We start from the raw sequence: 21,380 nt of genomic DNA, 5'->3' as shown, positions 1-21,380 counted from the left end.
GCTTTTCCGAGGACGAATAGGTTTGCTCAGGCTTCCTCGAGACCGAAAGTCTGAACCAAAATTTGCCGTTCTTCTTGGTTCAGGTCCAGCAAAACGCTACGGTCCTGAGCGCCGGATTTCAGAAAGTCGATGCCGGTGCGCAACAGGCGTAGCGGCAATTTCAGAGCTTCGCTGTTTGTGCCGGAGGCTTCCCAAGCCGAATACCATTGTTCCAGATTCTCGGAGCTAGGTGTTTCGTCGGGATCGCGGTGGATACTACCCAAATGGCGTATTAGGGCTTCGCCGAGGTAATTCGAGGCGTGGTGTTGTTCGAAAACTTGCGCCAATTCGGCGATGTGTTGTTTGCGGGCTGCTGTTGAGAAGCTGCTTGTATAGACAAAAGCGACCATGGCTGTAAATTGCGCTTCTTCCGGTTGAATGTCTGCTGTTAATTTACCTAAACCGTCGGCAAGTCTCACTATCCCTTTCATCCAACGGCCTGACATGAAATGCATTAATGCCAGCGTGAATTGAGTATCTACTGTTAATTCTTCAGGTAGATTTTGGATAGATAAAACCATATTAAAATCGCGGACAGCGCCTTCAAGCTTATTCTCCACGGAATAGAGTAGGCCTCGGCCAAAAAAACCATTCGCCATTGCCACTGGCGATTGCTCAGGAGTTTCGATCCCTAATGTGTAAGCAGAAATCGCCCCACTAAAGTCGCCCAGTTGCCATAGCGTAAAACCTCGGTTGTAATACGCACTTGCTATCAAATCAGGCGAAATGTCATGCAATTCGACAACACTATCGAAATCTCTCAAGGCCTCTTCGATTTCGCCCAATTCACCTCTTATTCTGCCGCGCTGAATAAGCGCTTTTGCAGTTTGTTCCGGCGCCACATCGAAGAATTCGATTACCCTACTATAGTCATCAAGCGCTTTTGTAGTCTCACCTGATTCTTTGTAAACCGTTCCTCGAAGGTTAACAATTGTTAAAAATAGCTTATTTGGCGTTTTTGACCATTCAAGCATACTATCTACCATTCGAATGCCCGCTTCGATTTGGCCGAATTTAAAATTTTCTCTGGCTGCGATGGCAAATGCTATTTCAACGAGCCGCTGAGGATATTTGTCGGTTTCCCGGCATATTTCTTCTAAGATGTTCATTCCTAGCTCGTGATTTCCCTTGGCTAACTCTCCGCAAGCAAGCGCCAACTCTTCTGAAACATCTACTGAATCCTCAATTAATGACATCCATTCTTCGCGTTGCTCGTCGTTTAATTCGTTCCGGAAATCCTCCACTAACAATTGAGCCCGCAAATTCCCCAAAACCGAATTTCTATCGATTGCCGCCTGCAAATAATTACGCGCCAAACTGCCTTCGCCACAGGCCGACAAACGTTCGTCGAGTTGCACGCCGTCGTACCAAACTCGTAAAAAATCCACCAGTAGCCGCAACGGACCAGGTGACTGGTTTTCCTTGATTTCCACGCATATCCGCATCAAAGGCTCGGCGATTTCGTACAGCGACTCGCGGCCGCGCTGGGCCGATTGCACGTAGCCCTTTGCACGCAAATCCTTAAGCTGGCTGGAGATGGTTTGCTGGCTGGCGAACAGGTGGCGGGCCATGTCCTTGACCGGCGTTGGCCGCTCCCGGCTGCATAATAATTCGACGATCTTGCGTTGTTGCGGCGGCAGCCAGCGGATGCGTTCCTGATAATAGGGCGTCATTTCATCGACCATTTTCGCGAAGGGTTCGACCAAAGCATTGATGTTATCGCCGGTAATGAACTGCGACAGCACCAGATAAACCCGGTGGTTGCCGCCGGACAAATGATGCAGAGCTCGAACCCGCGAACGGCCGGTGGGGCTGCGTAAAAAGGCGGCGGCTTTGTCCAGGCGGTTGAGTGCGGCGATTTTGCTCAGCAATTCGGCGGCTTCTTCCACCGACAACATCGCCAACATTTCGGTCTGAAAAAAGCCGAAGAAGGTGCTGTTACGCTTGGACACATCGTCTACCAAACGTTGGGCGGTGGCGACGATAGTCATCACGGGATGTTCCTGAATGAAGGCGCGCAAGCGTTGTTGGCCGGCTTTGCCCAGGCCTTCGAACAAGGCGTCCAGATTTTCCAATGCAACCAGCAGCGTTTTGCCTCTCAGTTTTTCCAACAATAACCCGGCCAGCAAGCGTTCGGCGGCCTCGGCCTCCAAATCGTAAATGGGTTCCAAATCGTTTGCGCGGTAGTCGTCGGGGTAGCGCTTAGTCAGCGCCAAATAAATGCGGCGCAACAGTTCGAGCAGCGTGGTACTGGTTTCGTCCTCGTTCAACCAAGCAATCCGCAGCGACTCTTGCAAGCTGTCGTCCAGGCCGACGCGGTGAACCAGTAACGTCAAAAAATGGCTTTTTCCGGTGCCGCGCGGGCCAACGAACAGCAAATGATGTTTATGGCCGCTGTCGGCGCTTTCCCTAACCCGTTCCACCGCGTCAGCCAGCAGCGCATGGCGCTGGACGAAGATGGCTTCCAAATCTTCCGGCGCGGTCCGGCTCGGCGTGAATACCGACAAAAAGGCTGATTCGCTCATCTTTCGCCTCCTAAAGTCCGCGCGACAAGCGCCACCAGCGTTTCAACAACGGGAAACGAAACTGGTAGCCTTGTTCGTCTTTGGCGAGGTAGTGGTCTTGTTCGACCGCTTTCAGCAGTTTCAGCAATGCTTCCCTGTCCACGGCCAAGCCTTGGCTTTTCAGCTCATGGAGTATGGTGTTGACCGCCGTTGTGTCGTCGCGCACCGCGATGCTATCCAACAGTGCTAAAACGGCTGCTTCGAAACCGGCCCCGTAATAAGTCGAGATTCGGTCGCGGTAATGCGTCAGCTCCCAGGGATCGTTGCTATCCAACATTTGTTTGCTGACTTGCTTGTCGATTACCTCGGCGGTCGCTTCTTGTCCGGATAATTTCACCGCCTTGACGATGTGGTGGATGTAAAACGGAAACCCGTCGGCTCGTTCAGCGACGGTTTGGGCGGACATGGCCGCATCGGACGTGGCGATGTTTTCGCCCGCGATCAATTTTTCTGCCAATTCCCGCGCGAAATTGGGTTCCAAAACCGGCAATTCGAAGGCATATAAATCGTTCAACGGCGAATTGGCATAGCCTTGTTGTCTCAGGCTGTCGATGACGTGGTGAAAGCCGATCGATCCGGTCAAGATCATGCGCAAGCCCTGGCCGCCTAATTCCTGGCGTAGTGCCCTCAAGGTATCCAATACTTCCATCGCGGCGGCTTGGCCCTCGCGAGCGGCGATGCTTTGCAACATCAGCGGCACTTCGTCCCAAAGCAACAAAGGCCGCTCGTTTTGCTGGTGTTGGGATTCGACCAAATCTTCGATCGATTTGCTCAGCAACGTCTTCCAAGGCGTTTGGTCGTTAAAAGCGGGCAACTTGAGCACACCTTTGATTTCCGTGCCGCCGATGGCTTTTAAAAAATCCTTTGCCCGACGCGCGGTTTGTTGCCGTGCAGATAGGTAAGCATCGACTTCCCGATAAACGGCTTGGGCGAAATCCATGGCGCTATGGCATTGCTCCAAATCCTGGAAAATCGGTACCCAACCGGCATTAGGCGATGCGCAAAGTTTTTTGATGACGGTGGTTTTACCGATGCGGCGTTCGGCGTTGATGCGTATCGATTGCTGCTCCAAGGTTTCCCACAGCTGTTCGATGACGCGATCGCGGCCTATGATTTCGTTTAAATCGATCTGGCCGCCGGGATTGGCTTTCATAAGCGCCTCGTTGATAGATGTATTTGATACGTTAAAAATAACGTGCGTTAATTTTAACGTATTTTTAGCGCTATAGCCAAACACATAGACTGGGCAAAACAAAGAGACCCCTATCCATCCAAACTCCCAAGCGGAGATTGGAGAAATCCGTTCGTTTGCGATATCGGCACAGGGAGAGTTTGGGATGACTCCACTCTAACCTTAACAATCCAGAGGGATCACCCCCGAACCCATCTGAATAATCCGATTCAAGCGCTCGCAAACCTGAGCGAACAAATCGCCGGGCAAGGATTTGAGCGGATGCGGTTTGACCTGGCACAAGCGCCAGTTGAACGATTTGGGTTGGTGGCACGGTACATAGCTGGTTTGTTCGGCTTTGCGGCCAACGGCTTTATCGACTGCCACCGCAAACGGATTGTCGGCGTTGTAGGCAGCGGTGGTCATCGGCAGGCCGATCACCAGCTAGGTTTTTTCGTTGAAGATGCGCGGAGAGAGCACCAAAAACGGATGGATGTCGCGCATTTCCTGGCCGACCTGCGGATTGCAATCGATCCAGATGATGTCTTGCCGTTCCGGCACCCAGGCCGTTGTTTGCTGTCGGCTTACCAACGTTCGGCACCGATTTCTTCCGCGACCGCCATCGCTTCGCCACCGTGCCGCTCGGGATCGAAGCGAGCCAAGCGCTGCTCCAACGTCAAGGCTTCATTGGCTATCGGCGTGATAATCACCCTGTCGTCTTCAACGGAAATTCGCACTCGTTGATGGTTATGCAAATGGGCGGCTTTGGCAATGGCCGCGGGTAGGCGCACGCCCAGGTTATTACCCCATTGTTTGATATCGAGTATGGCTTCGGTCATGATGCTTCCCTTGAATGTTTAAACGTGAGTATAAACATCGTTTTATATTTGGGTCAGTTTTGTGAATTTCTCTGGTTCCCAAGCCGGAGCTTGGGAGCCAGACCGACCGGCTGGTCGTTAGCTCAATCCAACTCATCATCCATCCCCAACGCCCGCATCTCCAAGCCTTCGATTTCTTGTAACGATTTACCGGCGATGCCTTGCAAGTCGCCGTACATGCCGACCGTGGCGTTCATCACCCGCTCGATTTGCGCCTCGCGTTTGGCCCATTGTTTGGTGATGGCTTTGCGTTCCTTGTCCAGGTCTTCCTGCATGGTGGAGAAGGCTTCGACGATGGCTTCCACCCGGTGACGGAAGCGCGGGCCGGTCAGGTATTGGTAGACCATCTCGGTTTTTCCGTGTTGGCCTTCGGCGGCGAGGCGGGCCATGCCCACTTCCAGCAGGGTGTGGCGTAGCACGGTGGCGACCGGCAGGGCGGCGCGTGGGGCGGTGACCCAGATGCCGTCGATCACTTCGAAGCTGTCCACACCTTTGGGCAGAGCCTGGCTGACCAGCACGGCGATGTCGGCCTTGGCGTTGCGCTGGTCTTCGCGCAGTTTCACCAACCAGCCGTCGCTCCAGTTTTTGGTACGCTTGGCTTCCCAGAGGATGCTGCCTGCTGACTGACCGGAGCCACCGACCACGCGTTGCAGCAGGTCGCCGCCGAATTCGCCCTTGGCGACCGGTTCGATGTTGTCGAACGGAAACTTGGCGCGCAACAGGTTTTCCAGCTCCAGTTCCTGTACTTCACCTTGCAATTGCTGTGAGCCTTGTTCGGCTTTTTGTTTCAGCTCTTCGATTTTTTGCTGCATGGAAGCGATGGTCTGGTCTTTTTCCATTACCCGCAGTTTCAGGCCTTCCTCGGCTTCGCGTTTGGCCTGGTTGCGCACTTCGGCCAGATTGGTTTGTACGCGTTTTTCGATGGTCAGTTCCAGCTCGCGCTTGGCGTCGTCCAGTTCGCGTTGTTTCTTGATCAGCTCGGCTTGGGCTTGTTGGGCTTCGGCGAGTTTGGCGTCGCGGACTTTCAATACTTCGTTCAGTTCGGCCAGCTCCCGGCTTTTGTGCTCCAGTTCGGCGGCGGCAGCCTGTTTGGCTTTGCGGGTTTCCTCCTCGATTACGCGCTGACGCTCGGCTTGCAATTGTTTGGCGACTTGCTGCGCGACTTGATCGTCCAGGCCGCGCTTGGCTTCGGCCAGTTGTTTCTCCTGGTCCTTGATGCCTTGTTCGCGCAGGGCGATGGCTTGGTCTTTTTGCTGTAACTGCTGCTCGAACTGTTTGCGGGTGGCGGCGAGCAGCGGCGCGGCCAGCGATTCGGTCAACGGTACTTGCGTGCTGCAATTGGGGCAGGTGATGGTGGCTTCGGTCATGTGGGTTGGAAAGTCGGCGGATTTGGGAGCGGCATGATACCGGCACGGATTGGTTTCGTCTAACGGGAACACTACTTAGGTGTGCCGGTCCAGCTCGGCCAGGTCCAGTGCGGTATTCACGTTGGCGAAGATGCCAGGCCGATCCGAGAAATCTACTAGGACTGGGTTGTGCTCGGCAAACCACAGTTGCAATTTGCGTTCGCCGCGGTCCAGATAGGCTTGCAGATCGGCGGCAAGGTGGGTGCGCAACGCGGCGACGGTCGGATGCCAGCGTTCGCCGTCGTGGGCGGCGGCAATCGCTGGCTCGTCGCTTAACGCGGTTAGCAGTCGCTGTAAATCGGCGGTTTCGATCAACGGCGTATCGCAGGGTAAGATCAGCAGAATCTCGCTATCGCAGGCTCGCATGCCGGCCAGAATACCGGCCAGCGGGCCGTCGAAGTCGGTGTTGGCGTCGGCAATTACCGGATAGCCGAGTTGACGGTAGGCGTCGCGATTGCGGTTGGCGCTGATCCAGGTAGCGCCCACCAAGGGTTGCAACGCGGCTAAACCGTAAGCGGCCAGCGGCAAGCCTCGGAAGGGCAGCAAGCCTTTGTCGCGGCCGTCCATGCGTCTGGCGCGGCCGCCCGCCAGGACCAAGCCGGCGACTGTGTTTTGCCCGTTCATGATGATAAACTTTGCCGATGTTGAAGAGAGCCGTCATTGTCGCAAGCCTGCCGCTGTTTGCAAGCTGCGCGGGGCTGCCGCCGAATACCGAGTTGGTGCCGTATTACCAAGTCGAAACCGTCAAGCCCTACGATGAGGTGCTGGCCGAACTGGAGGTGGCGATAGCCGAACACAATTTCCGCATCACAGGTCACAGCCGGGTCGGCAAGGTGATTCGCGATCGCGGCGCGATCGGCTTTCCCGAGTACGACACGGTCCAGTTTTGCAATCTGACGCTGGCGAAGGTGGTGTTGGAGATTACGCCGCACGCGATTGGTTTCATGCCGTGCAACGTGGTGACCTACCAGTTCGAAGGCAAGACCCGGATCAAAACCCATTTACTGCCCGAGGACACCGATAATTCGGCCTTGAACGCGTTTGCCAAGGAAATGAATCCGCAATTGCGGCAAATCGTCGATTTCGCCGCCCAACCCTGATTTCACTTAACCCCATCCGAAATACACCATGAAAAAAACCTTGTTTTCGACCGTTGTCATGTTCGCGTTGCTAACCGGCTGCGCCGCTCAGCAGGAAAATACCCAGGCCGAGGCGCCGGCCGCCGAAACACAACTGACCAGGGTCAACGACTTTCCGACCCGCGACCGGGTGGAGTACGTGTTGGAATGCATGGCCAAGCGCGGCGGCAGCGGTAGTTACATCACCCAATACGCCTGCGGCTGCAAGGTGGATAAGATCGCCGAGAAACTGACTTTTGCCGAATACGAGGCGGCGCGCACCTATACGCAAATGCAGAAAGCTCCCGGCGAATCCGGCGCGGCCTTCCGCGATGCCAAACAGAGCAAGGACTTGCGCGCCAAATTGAAGGAAGCCGATGCCGAGGCCGAAAAAGCCTGCTTCGTGAAATAAGCTGTTGTCGCCAACCGATACGTGGACGGGCTTGCGTTCAGCGGCGGTTCCGCGTTCCGCTCGGTGGTCGCGTCGCCGGCAAAAGGGCTATCGGCCGGTTTGCCGGCGTCGCTGAATTGAATACCGGAAACCCGGACAGTCCGCCCTCATCACTTATTGACCTGGCCCCTTGAATATCGTTCGCCCGACCGTCGAAGCACCCACCAGCCTAGGCTTCGACGAGCTCAGCCCAAATGAAATACCTGTGATCAATAGGGCCGGGTTAATAGTTCCGTCTTGTTCCGATGATGCGGTGTTTGATCGCCGGTCACCGCTGACGGCGCGCTATTGCGGATCGCTTTTTGTCGTGGATGGTGTCGATTTCTCCGTCTCAAACGCCGTTGAAGGCCAAAATGCTTAAATTACTGGGCTGGCTGTTGTTGGCCGCGCCGCTGGCATTGAAAGGGCTGTACGTCGATCGCTTTATTTACGACTACACCGGCACCCGCTGGCTGGGTCTGGGGCAGGTGATTGCCAACGACGCGGTACTGTTTTTCGCGATCTTGTTATTGGGATATGTGTCGCTGTCGCCACGCTTGCCGCGTCCGGCGGTAGCGCTGTTACGCCTGACGGCCTTGGCGATATGGGCGGTGTATTGGATCGATTACGCGATCATCGTTAATTTCAATACCCATCTAGCGCTCGGCGATGCTATTAAATACACCGATTATTCGCTGAAATACATTCGGCAAATTTACGGCTTGAGCGATGCCGGGCTGGCCTTGCTGGGCGCGGCGCTGGCGATATTGCCGGCTTACTGGGTTCTGGCGCGGTTTCCGGCCGTCGCGACCCGCCGGAAGTGGCCGCTGGCACTGATTTGCAGTCTGCCGCTGGCTACCGCCTTCGCGGAAAACGAGCGCTACGCCCACGCCTGGATTTACAAAAACGTCATTGACTACAACCTGACGATCCTGTCGGAAGCCTCGCCTTACAGTCCGGCTTTCCGGCATGCGCTGCGGTATCGCGAAACCTTGAGTTGTCAAACGGCGGTGCCGGTCGCGCCCAACGTCATTGTCCTGATGGTCGAGTCGCTGTCGGCCTACCAGAGTCGATTCTTTTCCGGTATCGAGGACTGGACGCCGAATTTGGACGCGATTGCCGCCGAACAACGGGCCTACACCCAGTTTTACGCCAACGGCTTTATTACCGAGGACGGCGAAATTGCGTTATTGACCGGGATTTTGCCGCTGTATCCGCCGTCCAGCTACAGCGACGACGGCGGCACGTCATTCCATAGTTTTTACGATTTGCCGGCCTTGCCGCGTGTGTTAAAACCGCTCGGTTACCGTAGCGAGTTCCTGACCACCGCCGATCTGGAGTTCGGCAATACCGGCGATTGGGCGCGGCGCGCCGGTTTCGATGGTGTCGAAGGCCACGATCATCCGGAATACGACCGCTGGGAGCGCTTTCATTTTCAGGCCGCGCCGGACGAAGCCTTGTATCGGCGCCTGCTGGAGCGCGTTGGCGCGCAACGCGGACCGTATTTACTGTTCGCCAAGACCGTCAGCAGTCACCATCCCTACATCAATCCCGAGACCAAGGAAAAATCCGAGTCGGCGGCGATTCGTTATACCGACCAACAATTGGGCCGGTTTTACCGGCAATTGCGGGCCTCGGGATTTTTCGACAACGGGGTGTTGGTCATTGTCGGCGATCATCATTCGATGACGCCGCTGAAAAAAGCCGAGGGCGAGCGCTTCGGGCCGTTCAAGGCCTCGGCCAGAGTGCCGTTGGTACTGGCCGGCCGCGGCATCCCGCCCGGTGTGGAAGCTCGGCCGTTTCAGCAAATCGACGTGTATCACAGCCTGCGCGGCCTGATCGAAGGCCGGCAATGCCACGGCGATTGGATCGGCGATTTGCTGGCCGGCGCCCCGCCGCGTTTCATTTTGCATCGGCGCGGCGACAATCGCGATATGGTCAGTTTGTTTAGCGAGGACGCCGATTATCTGATCAAGCTGGATGGCGATGCGACCCGCTTAGCCGGCAAGGCGCCGGCCGATCCGAATTTGGCGCGCGAGTGGCTGGACAAGGTCAATTCGGCACGGATTGCCCGAGCGGACTGGGCGGCGCGGCAATCCGCCGAAAGGTCAAATTGATGCGCGCTTGCTTGGCTAGACGGGTTTTCGGCAATTCGTGACGCCAATGGTGTTGTAGGCTGCCGGCCATGATCAGCAAGTCGCCGTGCGCCAAATCGATGTCCAGGGTTTCGCGGCCGCGCTTGTGCCTAAAACGTAGTAGCCGGCTGTCGCCGAAACTCAGCGAAGCGATCAGCGGATTGCGGCCCAATTCGGGTTCGTCGTCGGCGTGGAGGCCCATCGAGTCGCGGCCGTCGCGGTACAGATTGGCCAACACGCTATTGAAGGGATGGTCGCAAGCCGTCTCCAGCTCGCCGCGCAGGGCTTGCAAGTGGGCGGTCCACGGCAGAGGAGGGTGATCGACGCCGGAATAGCGGTAATGGGCGTCGGCGTCGCCGTACCAGGCCATCAAGCGCGGCACGGTCACCCAGCGGCCGAACAGGTGGATTTGTTCGGATTGCCAGGCCAGTTCGGTTAACAAGCGCGCGAAATGATCGTCGGCCACCGACGGCTGATAAAAACCGCGTAGCCAATACAGTTCGCCGTCGAACGGCGCCAGGTTGTCGGCGGTATGGGTCAATGGACCAGCAGGACCAACATTTGCGCCGCGACGATGCGCAGGATCATGACGAGCGGATACACGCTGGCGTAGGCCACCGACACAGCCGGCGACGGGCTGAAGCTGTTGGCGAAGGCCAGCGCCGGCGGATCGGTCATGCTGCCGGCCAGCAAACCGCATAGCGACAGAAAGTTCATCCTGTAAACCAGCCGGGCAATGCCGGCGACGATTAACAGCGGCAATAAGGTAATCGCCGCCGCGCAGGCCATCCAGTAAACGCCGTCGCCGTGCACCAGCGTGGCGACGAATTGGTCGCCGGAGTTCAGGCCGACGCAGGCCAGGAACAGTACGATGCCGATGTCCTTCAAAATGATGTTCGAGCTTTTCGGCAAGTGCCAGGTGACCGTGCCCCAATTGCCGATGCGGCTCAACACGATGGCGACCAACAGCGGGCCGCCGGCCATGCCGAGTTTGATCGCCGACGGTACGCCGGGCACGTACAACGGAATGCTGCCCAGCAAAATACCCAGAGTCAGGCCGATAAAGATTGGGATGATTTGCGGGTGGTCCAGCGTCTCCAGCGAGTTGCCCAAGGCCGCCGCGATGTTCGTCAGCGCCTGTTTACTGCCAACCACGTGCAACTCGTCGCCGTATTGCACCTGCACGTTGCTGGCCGGCGAGAATTCCACGTCTGGGCGATGTACCCTGGAGATCGTCACGCCGTAGAGCAGGCAAAGCTCGCCTATGGTAACGCCGATCGCCGAGCGGTCGGTCACGACCATGCGCTTGCTGTCCAGATGGCTGGGGATTTGTTTCAGGTCGACGTCGGATTCCGGTCCGATTAGCATTTTGAGCTGTTCCAACGGCTCGCGCGGACCGACCAGGCGCAGGATGTCGCCGACCGCCAGTTGGCTTTGGCGCTTGGCCAACTGGACTTGGCCTTCGTGCAGAATCCGGGTGGTCACCACGTTATGCTCGTGAATAAACGGAATCTCTTCCAGCGTCTTGCCGTGCAAGTTCAGGTTTTCGACGCGCAAGTCCTTCCAGATCGGCACATCGTTTTTTTGTTGGCTTTCGGCGTACTGTTGGGTTTCGGCGTCGATGTCCACCTGGCAGAGTTTTCGATAGATCAGCATGGTCAGGATGATGCCGATGATGCCGAACGGGTAGGCCACCGCGTAACCCAGGCCGGGCATTTTCAAGGTTTCCGGGTTGATGCCCGGCGTGCCGCCGAGCACTTGCTGAGCCGCCGCCAGCGACGGCGTATTGGTGGTGGCGCCGGAAAACAGGCCGACCGCGACCGGCATCGGAATCTCGCCGAAGTGCGCGATCGCCACCACCAACAGCGCGCCCAAGCCGACGATGGCGGCGGCCAGCCCGTTCAACCGCAAGCCGTAACGCATGAACGAGTTGGCAAAGCCGGGCCCGACTTGCAGGCCGATCGCATACACGAACAAAACCAGGCCGAAATCGCGTAAAAAGTGCATCACTTCCGGATTGATCGTTAATCGGTAATGACCGAACAGCAAGCCGGAGAACAGCACGCCGGCGATACCGAGCTGAATGCCCGCCAACGACAGCCGGCCGAGTATCAACCCGCTGGCGACGACCAGCGCGATGATCAGCAGCGTATGCGGCACCGAATCTTGTTCGATCAGAGTCAGCAGCCAGTTCATCGGCGCTCTGCTCCAATCTGGATTCGGCCGGTTTGTCGGGCAAATCGATACCTGTTACCTAAGCGGCGCGGCCGCGCCATGCGGGCGGGTTTGCCTAGCCGGCCGAGGCTGACTATGATGGTCGCGCGCAGGGTAGCGGCAACGTCAAAAACCAATCGGGATGCCATCATTTAATTCGCGAGTCCATTATCCAAACCGGGAGAAGTCTATGAAGCGATCTTACAATATCAAAATTCAATGGCTGGCGTTATTCGCCTTGTTCGCGGGCGCCGCGCAGGCCGCCGATGTCGGGGCAGGCAAGGCAAAGTCGGCCGCCTGCCAAGCCTGTCACGGTCCGGTTGGCGTGAGTAGCGGGCCGCTGTGGCCGAGCTTGGCCGGTCTGAATGCCGGTTACATTGAAGGTCAGCTGGTCAAGTTTCGCTCCGGCATGCGCGATGACCCGGTCATGCGGCCGATTGCCGAGGAACTTAGCGATGCCGATATGCAAAATTTGGCCGCCTATTTTTCCAGCTTGCAAGGCAAATCGGCCGGCGGCGATCCGGCATTGGCCAAACTTGGCAAGGATAAGGCCGGCATGTGCCTGGGTTGTCACGGCAATAACGCTCAAGGCGTCGGCATGGCGCCGAAACTGGCCGGCCAGCTACCCAAATACCTAGTCAAACAATTGACCGATTTCAAGAAAGGCGCCCGTAAAGCACCGCAAATGAATGCGATGGCTCAGTCGCTTTCAGACGACGACATCAAAGCGCTGGCGGCCTATTTGGCGTCCTTGTAAGCTAGGTCCGCGCGGGGTGGCAAAGACTTGCCGGCCGGCGGCAAACCGACTTGCCACCGGCCGGTTTTTTGTTGCAAATCGGCGAATTCATTCGATTTCGAGGCTTCTTCCTCGACATTTCTTAACCAGCTTTTACTCATCTTTACCAAAACTGTCGTCCAGAACGGCGGATTTAGGCCGATAGTTTGCACTAGCTCTAGTGCGGCGCGGCCAGACAGGCCGATTTCCGCGTTAATCGGCGGCAACCTTGGCAGGTTGCCCGGTCACTACCTAGTAAAGATGAGGATACAGCGATGAGTAGCATCAGCAGCATTAACGGTTCCGGCGCGGGAGCGATGTACGGCGGCATGAAAGCCTTGCAAAAACCCGATACCGCCAAAATGGCCGAGGACTTGTTTTCCAAGCTGGACACCAAGGGCCAGGGCTATATCGAAAAGAGCGATTTACAAGCAGCGTTGAGCAATGTGTCCGGTTCGGATTCGAGCTCGAATAGCAGCGCCGACGACCTGTTTGCTAAGTTGGATGGCGATGGCGACGGCAAGGTAACCCAATCGGAAATGCAGGCAACCCTGGAAAAATTGGCATCGGAGTTAGACGGCCCGTTTCCGAGGATGCGGATGCAAGGGCAGGGCGACATGCCGCCGCCACCGCCGGGCGGCGAGGACGATTCAGGTTTGACCAAGGATCAATTATCCAGTATGTCGGAGAAATTGAGTGCCACCGACAGCGAAGGTTCGCAAACGCTAAGCGATATCGCCGCCAACTTTGACGCCGCCGACAGCAACGGCGACGGCAAGGTCAGCGCCAGCGAGGCCAAAGCTTACGAAGACGCCAAAAACACATCGGGGTCGGATAGCGCTTCGGCCGATTCGGCCACGACAACAGCGTCCGCCGGCACTTCCAGCCTCGACCAACAATTCATGAAACAAATGATGCAACTGATTCATGCCTATGGCGGCGGAGGCGATAGAGACCGCAATGGCGCCGGGATTTCGACGACCGCTTGAGGCATCCGCCCATGCAGGCGGCAAGCGGCTTGGTCGGCACGCGCCGGTCTTTACGCCGCGTTGCCGCCAATCGCACGGTTGATGGGCACGCAGACTGTTCGGTCGTGCTCCCGACCGAGGCCGGTTTGGTCGGTGGGTCAAGTGTGGGGGCTTGCCGGGCTTGGGGCGCCGAGCGGAAATTCCAGGATGATTTTCAAGCCGCCGCGTGGCCGGTTGACCGCATGGATGCTGCCGCGGTGGGCCGCCACGGCCCGTAATGCAATCGTCAAACCCAGGCCGGTACTGCCTGCCTTGTTGTGATTGCGGCTACGGAAAAATGGCTGAAATATCATTTCCAGTTCGGCTTCCGGCACGCCGGGGCCGTCGTCTTCGACCGAGACGGTGGCGAGCTTGCCGTCCGAGTTGAGCGCGATCGCGACCGCGCCGTCGGTACGACAATGCTGAACCGCGTTGCGGATGACGTTCTCGAAGGCGCGGTGCAGCAACTCGGCGTCGCCGCGCAACAGGATTTCGCCGCCCGCCCGGTAGACTAGGCGGATGCGGCCGGCCGCTTCCAGTTCGGCGTCGGCGACGATGTCGCCTAGCAATTCGTCGAGGTCGACGGTTTCGGTCGGTTTCGCCGACACGCCGCTTTCCAAGCGCGATAGCATCAATAGTTCGCCGATCAAATCGCTCATGCGCTGCGATTCGCGTTCGATGCGCTCCAATGTGGCCGGCAATTTGGCGGGCATTTGCTGTACCAGACCGATCGCGGCCTGGATGCGGGCCAGCGGCGAGCGTAGCTCATGGGAGACGTCGTGCAACAAGCGCTGTTGAGCGTGGACCAAGTCGCCGATTTGTCCGGCCATGTGATCGAAGTCGCGGCCCAGATCGGATAATTCGTCGTGGCGATGTCCCATGCGATCGGCGATGCGGGTGTCCAGCTTGCCTTGGGCCAGCGCGGCGAACGCCGCGCGCAGGGTGCGGATCGGTTTGGCGAAGTACCAAGCCAACAGGCTGCTGAACAGCAGACCGGCCAGGGTGCCGGCGGCGATAGGCAACACCGGGGGCGGGGGCTCGCGAGACGGCGGTCCGCCGTCGCCGAATTCCGGCGGCGGACCGCCTCGATGTAGTAGACCGTCGCGCGGCGGCGGGCCTGAATCGGCGAAGTCGGGTTTTGGTCCGCGACCGTTATGACGATCGAAGTCGGGAGGGCGCGGCGGCGGATCGTCGAAAAAATGCGGTTCGCCGGCGCGTAGCAACGGTTTCAGGACGTCTGCCAGACCGAATTCGCGCGCCGGAATAAACAGCAGATATTGCCGACCATCCCCGGCGGAAATTTCTCGCAACGCGTCGGGATAAGTGCCTTTGTCGTGCAATTCGCGCGCTTGCTTCAAGACCTCCGGTGACAGCTCGCGATTCAACACGTCGCGGCCGTCGTTATCCACCGCGAAAATTGCCGGAAATCGGGTTTGGCTCAAGGCGCCGAGAAACTCGCGTAACGCGTCGGAGCCGCCGTGAGTCAGAATCCGCGCGGCGACTTCGATCAACGCCGCGCGGCGGACGTCGATCGTTTGGTTGCGCGCTTGATTCTCGGCCGCGTGTTGGGCGTTATGGCGCAACCAGACCACGCTGCCGACACCGAAGCCGGCGGTCAGCAAGGCCAGCCAGAAGGCGAAAAAAACTTCCAGAACAAACGGTCCATCGGGTCAGGCTTTAATCATTTGATAGCCCTGGCCGCGCACGGTCTGGATATAGGAGCGGCCGTCCTGTTGGGTGCCGAGTTTCTGGCGAATACTGCTCATGTGTACGTCGATGCTGCGGTCGAAGCGCGCCAGCGGCCGGCCCAGGGCTTTCTCCGACAACTCGTTTTTACTGACGATATGGCCGACGTGGCTGGCCAGGGTTTCCAGCAAATTGAACTCAGTGCTGGTCAGTTCCAAGTCGCGCTCGAACCACAGCGCTTTGCGTTTCTCGCTCCAGATCTTCAGCGGTCCGGCAACGATAGGGCCGGATGAGGTCGCGATATCGCGCTGAACCCGCCGCAAAATCGCACGTATCCGCGCCACCAATTCGCGGGGCGTACACGGTTTGGGGACGTAGTCGTCGGCACCGGACTCCAGGCCGATGATTCGGTCGACGTCGTCGCCCTTGGCGGTAAACATCAGAATCGGCAAACGGCTTTCGGCGCGAATTTTTGCGAGGACTTCGGTGCCTTTGATGTCGGGGAGCATGATGTCCAAGATCGCTAGTTGATACCCGCCGGACAGGGCTTTTGCCAGGCCGGTGGCGCCGTCGTTGGCAATGTCCACGCCAAACCCTTCCTGTTGCAGGTATTCGCCGAACAGCGCGGCCAGTTCGGTGTCGTCGTCGATAATCAGTACAGTGTTCATAACGGGGAATCTCTAAGCTAGACCGGTTCATGATAACGGCCGGCGTCGGCGCGCGCCAGCGTCGGATCGCCGCATTTACCTGAATTTACATCGCTCTAACGCCACTTAACTTAGCGATTGGCATACTGGATTCCGACGCCGCCCGCTAGGCGATGTCGAATTCTTAATCGACTTCGAGGAAACTCTATGAACAAACCATTTTCTTATTTAGCACTGATGTTGGCGCTACCGATCGCCGCCCAGGCTCAACCGACGTTCGGCTCCGCGCCGCGCGACTGGGCGGTCATGTACGCCAATAACGATGTTGATCCTGAATTGGAGGGGCCCGCGCACGGTGGGCGGCCGCCGCATCATCAGGCTAAACATCCCGGTGGTGAGTTGCCGCCTTATTTGGCCAAGTTGGAGCTGTCCGAGCAGCAGAAAACCGCGATTAAGGCGCTGATCAAGACTACGCTCGGCGAACCCGGCGCCAAGCGCGACGAATTTCGGGACGCGGTGCGCGAACAGCATAAACTGTCGTTTTCCAGCGAATTTTCCGAGGACGCCGCCGCGAAGTTAATCGACAATCAATTGGCCGAACAACGTCGTGCCATGCTGCAAAAAGCCAAATTGGATAACGGTATTTTCAAGCTGTTGACCAGCGAACAACAGCAAGCGATGTTGGCCGACATGGCCAAGCGCGATCATTGAACAGATCTGCTGATCGCTCATAGCCCAACCCTCTGGATTGGCGCTACGGCGATCGAATTCGATTGACCGTCCGCCGCATCGGGATTTTCCTCAATGCACCAAAATAGAAAATTATTAATGACCAAACTGGCATAATTTCGTAAAATTGGCCTGTTTTTATCTCTCTGGAACGGGATGAGTCGCAAGACTTATCCCGTTTTCTACATCTAAGGTGGCCAATCTTGAATAAACCTGCATTACTGGTATTGGAAGACGGGACGGTGTTTCACGGGGCGTCGATCGGCGCCGACGGTTGTTCCGTGGGGGAAGTGGTATTTAACACGGCACTGACCGGTTATCAGGAAATACTCAGCGATCCGTCCTACGCCAAACAGATCGTCACTTTGACCTATCCGCATATCGGTAACGTCGGCACCAACGCCGAAGACGACGAATCGGCCAAGGTCTACGCCAGCGGTCTGGTCGTGCGTGATTTGCCGCAATTGGCCAGCAACTGGCGTATCGAAAAAACCTTGCCGCAATACTTGCGCGAACAAAACGTTGTCGCGATCGCCGACATCGATACCCGGCAATTGACCCGTCTGCTGCGCGATAAAGGCGCGCAACGCGGCTGCATCATGGCCGGCGATGCCGTCGACGTCGAGGTTGCCAAGGCCGCCATCGACGGTTTTCCAGGCTTGCAGGGTATGGATCTGGCTAAGGAAGTCACGACCGCGCGAGCCTACGAATGGACCGAGACGGTCTGGAAATTGGGCGAAGGCCACGCGCAAGCGTCGAATTTAACCAAGCACGTGGTGGCTTACGATTTCGGCGTCAAACGCAACATTCTCCGCTTGTTGGCCAGTCGCGGATGCCGGGTCACCGTCGTTCCGGCCCAAACGCCGGCCGAGCAGGTGTTGGCGATGAATCCCGACGGCGTGTTCTTGTCGAACGGCCCTGGCGATCCGGAGCCGTGCGATTACGCAATCGCCGCGATCCGAGCCATCATCGAGAAAAAATTGCCGGTGTTCGGCATCTGCCTGGGACACCAATTGCTGGCTTTGGCCAGCGGCGCTAAAACCGAGAAGATGAAATTTGGTCATCACGGCGCCAACCATCCGGTGCAGGAGTTGGCGAGCGGTCGGGTCATGATCAGCAGTCAAAACCACGGTTTCGCGGTCAGCGCCGACAGCCTGCCGGCTAACTTAAAGCCTACCTATGTGTCGTTGTTCGACGGCAGTTTGCAAGGCATTGCCCGTACCGACGTGCCGGCCTTCAGTTTTCAAGGTCATCCGGAAGCCAGCCCCGGCCCGCACGATGTCGAGTCCTTGTTCGACGTTTTTCTGGAAATGATGAACCAGCCTCGTTCCGCTTAAAGATTTCCCTAGAGTGATATGCCAAAAAGAACCGACATAAAATCGATTTTGTTACTGGGCGCCGGACCGATCGTGATCGGTCAGGCTTGCGAGTTCGACTACTCCGGCACCCAGGCCTGCAAAGCCTTGCGCGAAGAAGGCTACCGGGTAATCCTGGTCAACTCCAATCCGGCGACGATCATGACCGATCCGGACATGGCCGACGCGATTTACATCGAGCCTATCGACTGGCAAACCGTCGAGAAAATCATCGAAAAAGAGCGTCCCGACGCGGTGCTGCCGACGATGGGCGGCCAAACCGCGCTGAATTGCGCGTTGGCCTTGGATAAGCATGGCGTTCTGGCCAAATACGGCGTCGAAATGATCGGCGCCACCAAGGAAGCCATCAACAAGGCCGAGGATCGCGATCTGTTCAACCAGGCGATGCGCAAGATCGGCCTGGAAGTAGCGCGCTCGCAAGTCGCTCATAGCATGGAGGAAGCTTTCGCGGCTCAGGAAAAAGTCGGCTATCCGACCATCATCCGGCCGTCGTTTACGATGGGCGGTAGCGGTGGCGGTATTGCCTACAATCGCGAGGAATTCATTGAGATTTGCGAGCGCGGCTTGTATTTGTCGCCGACCAATGAACTATTGATCGAAGAATCGGTTTTGGGCTGGAAAGAGTTCGAGATGGAGGTGGTCCGCGATTCCAAGGATAACTGCATCATCATTTGCTCTATCGAGAATTTCGACCCGATGGGCGTGCATACCGGCGATTCGATTACCGTCGCGCCTGCGCAAACCCTGACCGACAAGGAATATCAGATTCTGCGTAACGCTTCGCTGGCGGTATTGCGGGAGATCGGGGTCGATACCGGCGGTTCCAACGTGCAGTTCGCGATCAACCCCGACAATGGTCGTTTGATTGTCATCGAGATGAATCCGCGCGTGTCGCGCTCGTCGGCATTGGCTTCCAAAGCCACCGGCTTTCCGATTGCCAAGGTTGCCGCCAAATTGGCGGTCGGTTTTACGTTGGACGAACTCAAAAACGAGATCACCGGCGGTAAGACGCCGGCGTCGTTCGAGCCGACTATCGACTACGTCGTCACGAAAGTACCGCGCTTTGCGTTCGAAAAGTTTCCGCAAGCCAACGATCGGTTGACCACTCAGATGAAATCGGTCGGCGAGGTGATGGCGATAGGCCGCACCTTTCAGGAATCGCTGCAAAAAGCCTTGCGCGGCTTGGAAGTCGGAGTTGACGGTCTCGACGAAATTGCCGATCTTGGCGACGCTAACAGCGAAGACATCATCCTGCGGGAATTGCGCTATCCCGGCCCGCAACGCTTATGGTATTTGGCCGACGCTTTTCGGAGCGGTTTGAGCTTCCAAGAAATTCATCAAGCATCGAAAATCGACCCTTGGTTCCTGGCGCAAGTCGAGGATTTGATCAATACCGAAAAAACCTTGGCCACCAAAACCCTGGCGACTTTGGAGCCCGGCGAATTGCTACGGCTCAAACGCAAGGGGTTTTCCGACAAACGATTGGCGAAGCTGCTGGAAACCAAGGAATCGGAAGTGCGCAACGTGCGTCACAAGAAAGGGGTGCGTCCGGTCTACAAGCGCATCGATTCCTGCGCGGCTGAATTTGCATCGGATACCGCCTACCTGTATTCGACTTACGAACAAGAGTGCGAGGCGAATCCATCCTCTCGGGAAAAAATCGTTATTTTGGGCGGCGGTCCTAACCGGATCGGGCAGGGTATTGAATTCGACTATTGTTGTGTACATGCGGCGCTGGCCCTGCGGGAAGACGGTTACGAAACCATCATGATCAACTGCAATCCGGAGACGGTATCCACCGACTTCGATACGTCGGATCGCTTGTATTTCGAGCCGCTAACGCTGGAGGACGTGCTGGAAATCATCGATCTGGAAAAGCCCAAGGGCGTCATCGTCCAGTACGGCGGACAAACGCCGCTGAAACTGGCGCGAGCGTTGGAAGCGGCCGGCGCGCCGATTATCGGTACTTCGCCTGATTCAATTGACTTGGCCGAAGATCGCGAACGCTTCCAGAAGTTGCTGGAACGCTTGAATTTGCTGCAGCCGCCCAATGCTACCGCCCGTTCGGTCGAACAGGCCGTCGCGTCGGCGAAGGAAATCGGCTACCCGTTGGTGGTAAGGCCGTCCTACGTATTGGGCGGTCGGGCGATGGAAATCGTGTTCAACGAGGAAGGCCTGCGCCGTTACATGAAGGAAGCGGTTAGCGTTTCCAACGATTCGCCAGTGTTGCTGGATAGATTTTTGGACGATGCCGTGGAAATGGATGTCGACGCGATTTACGACGGCGAAACCGTTCTGATCGGCGGCTTGATGGAGCATATCGAGCAAGCGGGCGTGCATTCCGGCGATTCGGCCTGTTCTTTGCCGCCTTACGATTTGCCGCTGCATATCCAGGATCAGTTGCGGGCGCAGGTTGCGAAAATGGCCGAAGCGTTAGGCGTTCGCGGCTTGATGAATACCCAGTTTGCGATTCAAGGCGAGACAATCTTTGTGCTGGAGGTCAATCCGCGAGCTTCGCGGACCGCGCCGTTCGTGTCCAAGGCGACCGGCTATCCATTGGCGAAAATCGCCGCGCGCTGCATGGCCGGTAAATCCTTGAAAGAGCAAGGGGTTACCGAAGAGCGTATTCCCGAATATTTCTCGGTCAAGGAAGCCGTGTTTCCTTTCATTAAATTCCCCGGCGTCGACCCGTTGTTGGGGCCGGAGATGAAATCTACCGGCGAGGTAATGGGCGTCGGCAAGACCTTTGGAGAAGCCTTCGCCAAGTCGCAAAGGGCTTCAGGCGTGGATTTGAGCCATAGTGGTAAGGTGCTGATCAGTATCCGCGACGCCGACAAGGCAAAATTGCCGGAATTGGCGCGCATGTTGATCGCCAAGAACTACGAGATCGTCGCGACGCGCGGTACCGCGCGGGTTCTGAGGGAAGCCGGCATCGCCTGCCAGGAAGTGTTCAAGGTGAACGAAGGCCGGCCGCATACCGTGGATATGATTAAAAACGGAGAAATCCAATTAGTCGTCAATACCACCGAAGGGGTCAAGGCGGTGGCGGATTCGTTCACGATGCGGCGTGAGGCCTTGCAGCGCAGGGTCACCTATTACACGACGATGGCCGGCGCTCGCGCCGCGTGCTACGCCTTGGGCGAACTCGAAGCCGGCGATGTTAATTGCCTGCGGGATTTACATCAAACCTTTAACGGATGAATTG

The 21,380-nt window shown here is 57.2% G+C and carries 19 protein-coding genes and 1 pseudogene; 10 read left to right on the top strand and 10 right to left on the bottom strand.

All coding sequences use genetic code 11. The features are described from left to right. Positions 1-26 precede the first annotated feature (26 nt). On the bottom strand, positions 27-2,192 hold the full coding sequence (locus ACP4CD_RS06965; RefSeq protein ID WP_426994058.1) for an ArsR family transcriptional regulator: 2,166 nt from the start codon (positions 2,190-2,192) through the stop codon (positions 27-29). Between the two features lie 186 nt (positions 2,193-2,378). On the opposite strand from ACP4CD_RS06965, the gene ACP4CD_RS06960 reads away from it, so the two are divergent. Further along, complete coding sequence (locus ACP4CD_RS06960) at positions 2,379-2,555, top strand: hypothetical protein (RefSeq protein ID WP_426994057.1); 177 nt, start codon at positions 2,379-2,381, stop codon at positions 2,553-2,555. Positions 2,556-2,574: 19 nt separating this feature from the next. Here ACP4CD_RS06960 and ACP4CD_RS06955 read toward each other — a convergent pair whose 3' ends face one another. The 5 genes and pseudogenes from ACP4CD_RS06955 to mobA all read right to left on the bottom strand — a co-directional run bounded on the left by ACP4CD_RS06955 (position 2,575) and on the right by mobA (position 6,682). Continuing rightward, positions 2,575-3,756, bottom strand: a complete 1,182-nt coding sequence (locus ACP4CD_RS06955; RefSeq protein WP_426994056.1) for a hypothetical protein — start codon at positions 3,754-3,756, stop codon at positions 2,575-2,577. A gap of 201 nt (positions 3,757-3,957) precedes the next feature. Then, positions 3,958-4,335, bottom strand: a pseudogene (locus ACP4CD_RS06950) (type II toxin-antitoxin system PemK/MazF family toxin). Positions 4,336-4,358: 23 nt separating this feature from the next. Further along, positions 4,359-4,613: an AbrB/MazE/SpoVT family DNA-binding domain-containing protein gene (locus tag ACP4CD_RS06945; RefSeq protein ID WP_426994055.1), complete on the bottom strand. Its 255-nt coding sequence runs from the start codon at positions 4,611-4,613 to the stop codon at positions 4,359-4,361. A 122-nt stretch (positions 4,614-4,735) separates the two neighbouring features. After that, positions 4,736-6,019, bottom strand: coding sequence for a DUF2130 domain-containing protein (locus ACP4CD_RS06940; protein WP_426994054.1), 1,284 nt, complete (start codon positions 6,017-6,019; stop codon positions 4,736-4,738). Positions 6,020-6,094: 75 nt separating this feature from the next. Next, the gene (mobA, locus tag ACP4CD_RS06935) at positions 6,095-6,682 is read right to left on the bottom strand and encodes a molybdenum cofactor guanylyltransferase MobA (RefSeq protein ID WP_071159459.1); all 588 of its coding nucleotides are present in this window, start codon (positions 6,680-6,682) and stop codon (positions 6,095-6,097) included. A gap of 17 nt (positions 6,683-6,699) precedes the next feature. On the opposite strand from mobA, the gene ACP4CD_RS06930 reads away from it, so the two are divergent. The 4 genes from ACP4CD_RS06930 (at position 6,700) to ACP4CD_RS06915 (ending at position 9,723) form a co-directional block, all read left to right on the top strand. Further along, a complete protein-coding gene (locus ACP4CD_RS06930) occupies positions 6,700-7,158 on the top strand; it encodes a DUF302 domain-containing protein (RefSeq protein WP_071159457.1) in 459 nt (152 codons plus the stop codon). A gap of 28 nt (positions 7,159-7,186) precedes the next feature. After that, positions 7,187-7,588, top strand: a complete 402-nt coding sequence (locus ACP4CD_RS06925; RefSeq protein ID WP_071159455.1) for a hypothetical protein — start codon at positions 7,187-7,189, stop codon at positions 7,586-7,588. 169 nt (positions 7,589-7,757) lie between these two features. Continuing rightward, on the top strand, positions 7,758-7,988 hold the full coding sequence (locus ACP4CD_RS06920) for a hypothetical protein (protein ID WP_426994053.1): 231 nt from the start codon (positions 7,758-7,760) through the stop codon (positions 7,986-7,988). After that, positions 7,981-9,723: an LTA synthase family protein gene (locus ACP4CD_RS06915; RefSeq protein ID WP_426994052.1), complete on the top strand. Its 1,743-nt coding sequence runs from the start codon at positions 7,981-7,983 to the stop codon at positions 9,721-9,723. The genes ACP4CD_RS06920 and ACP4CD_RS06915 overlap by 8 nt, the downstream gene beginning before the upstream one ends. Here ACP4CD_RS06915 and ACP4CD_RS06910 read toward each other — a convergent pair. Both ACP4CD_RS06910 and ACP4CD_RS06905 read right to left on the bottom strand, forming a co-directional pair. Next, entirely contained in the window at positions 9,659-10,282 is a 624-nt protein-coding gene (locus ACP4CD_RS06910; RefSeq protein WP_426994051.1) for an alpha-ketoglutarate-dependent dioxygenase AlkB family protein, read from the bottom strand. The genes ACP4CD_RS06915 and ACP4CD_RS06910 overlap by 65 nt on opposite strands. Continuing rightward, positions 10,279-11,937, bottom strand: coding sequence for a putative transporter (locus ACP4CD_RS06905; RefSeq protein ID WP_071159449.1), 1,659 nt, complete (start codon positions 11,935-11,937; stop codon positions 10,279-10,281). The genes ACP4CD_RS06910 and ACP4CD_RS06905 overlap by 4 nt, the downstream gene beginning before the upstream one ends. Positions 11,938-12,145: 208 nt before the next feature. Here ACP4CD_RS06905 and ACP4CD_RS06900 point away from each other — a divergent pair, with 208 nt between their 5' ends. Both ACP4CD_RS06900 and ACP4CD_RS06895 read left to right on the top strand, forming a co-directional pair. Further along, positions 12,146-12,712, top strand: a complete 567-nt coding sequence (locus ACP4CD_RS06900) for a c-type cytochrome (RefSeq protein ID WP_426994050.1) — start codon at positions 12,146-12,148, stop codon at positions 12,710-12,712. A gap of 293 nt (positions 12,713-13,005) precedes the next feature. Continuing rightward, a complete protein-coding gene (locus tag ACP4CD_RS06895) occupies positions 13,006-13,719 on the top strand; it encodes an EF-hand domain-containing protein (RefSeq protein ID WP_217631699.1) in 714 nt (237 codons plus the stop codon). 137 nt (positions 13,720-13,856) lie between these two features. Here ACP4CD_RS06895 and ACP4CD_RS06890 read toward each other — a convergent pair whose 3' ends face one another. Continuing rightward, complete coding sequence (locus ACP4CD_RS06890) at positions 13,857-15,359, bottom strand: sensor histidine kinase (protein ID WP_426994049.1); 1,503 nt, start codon at positions 15,357-15,359, stop codon at positions 13,857-13,859. 48 nt (positions 15,360-15,407) lie between these two features. Then, positions 15,408-16,091 (bottom strand): response regulator, encoded by a 684-nt coding sequence (locus tag ACP4CD_RS06885; protein WP_426994048.1) that lies wholly within the window; start codon positions 16,089-16,091, stop codon positions 15,408-15,410. A gap of 186 nt (positions 16,092-16,277) precedes the next feature. Here ACP4CD_RS06885 and ACP4CD_RS06880 point away from each other — a divergent pair, with 186 nt between their 5' ends. The 3 genes from ACP4CD_RS06880 to carB all read left to right on the top strand — a co-directional run bounded on the left by ACP4CD_RS06880 (position 16,278) and on the right by carB (position 21,376). Next, positions 16,278-16,781, top strand: coding sequence for a Spy/CpxP family protein refolding chaperone (locus ACP4CD_RS06880; RefSeq protein ID WP_426994047.1), 504 nt, complete (start codon positions 16,278-16,280; stop codon positions 16,779-16,781). 221 nt (positions 16,782-17,002) lie between these two features. Continuing rightward, positions 17,003-18,136: a glutamine-hydrolyzing carbamoyl-phosphate synthase small subunit gene (gene carA, locus ACP4CD_RS06875; RefSeq protein WP_071159439.1), complete on the top strand. Its 1,134-nt coding sequence runs from the start codon at positions 17,003-17,005 to the stop codon at positions 18,134-18,136. 18 nt (positions 18,137-18,154) lie between these two features. Beyond that, entirely contained in the window at positions 18,155-21,376 is a 3,222-nt protein-coding gene (gene carB / locus ACP4CD_RS06870) for a carbamoyl-phosphate synthase large subunit (RefSeq protein WP_064025417.1), read from the top strand. The last annotated feature ends 4 nt before the right edge of the window (positions 21,377-21,380 follow it).

The organism is Methylomonas stagni (genome assembly GCF_050154735.1).
In the GTDB taxonomy this organism is placed as follows: domain Bacteria; phylum Pseudomonadota; class Gammaproteobacteria; order Methylococcales; family Methylomonadaceae; genus Methylomonas; species Methylomonas koyamae_A.
Note: the sequence above shows the minus strand (reverse complement) of the source record. Positions and strands in the feature narration are given on the sequence as shown.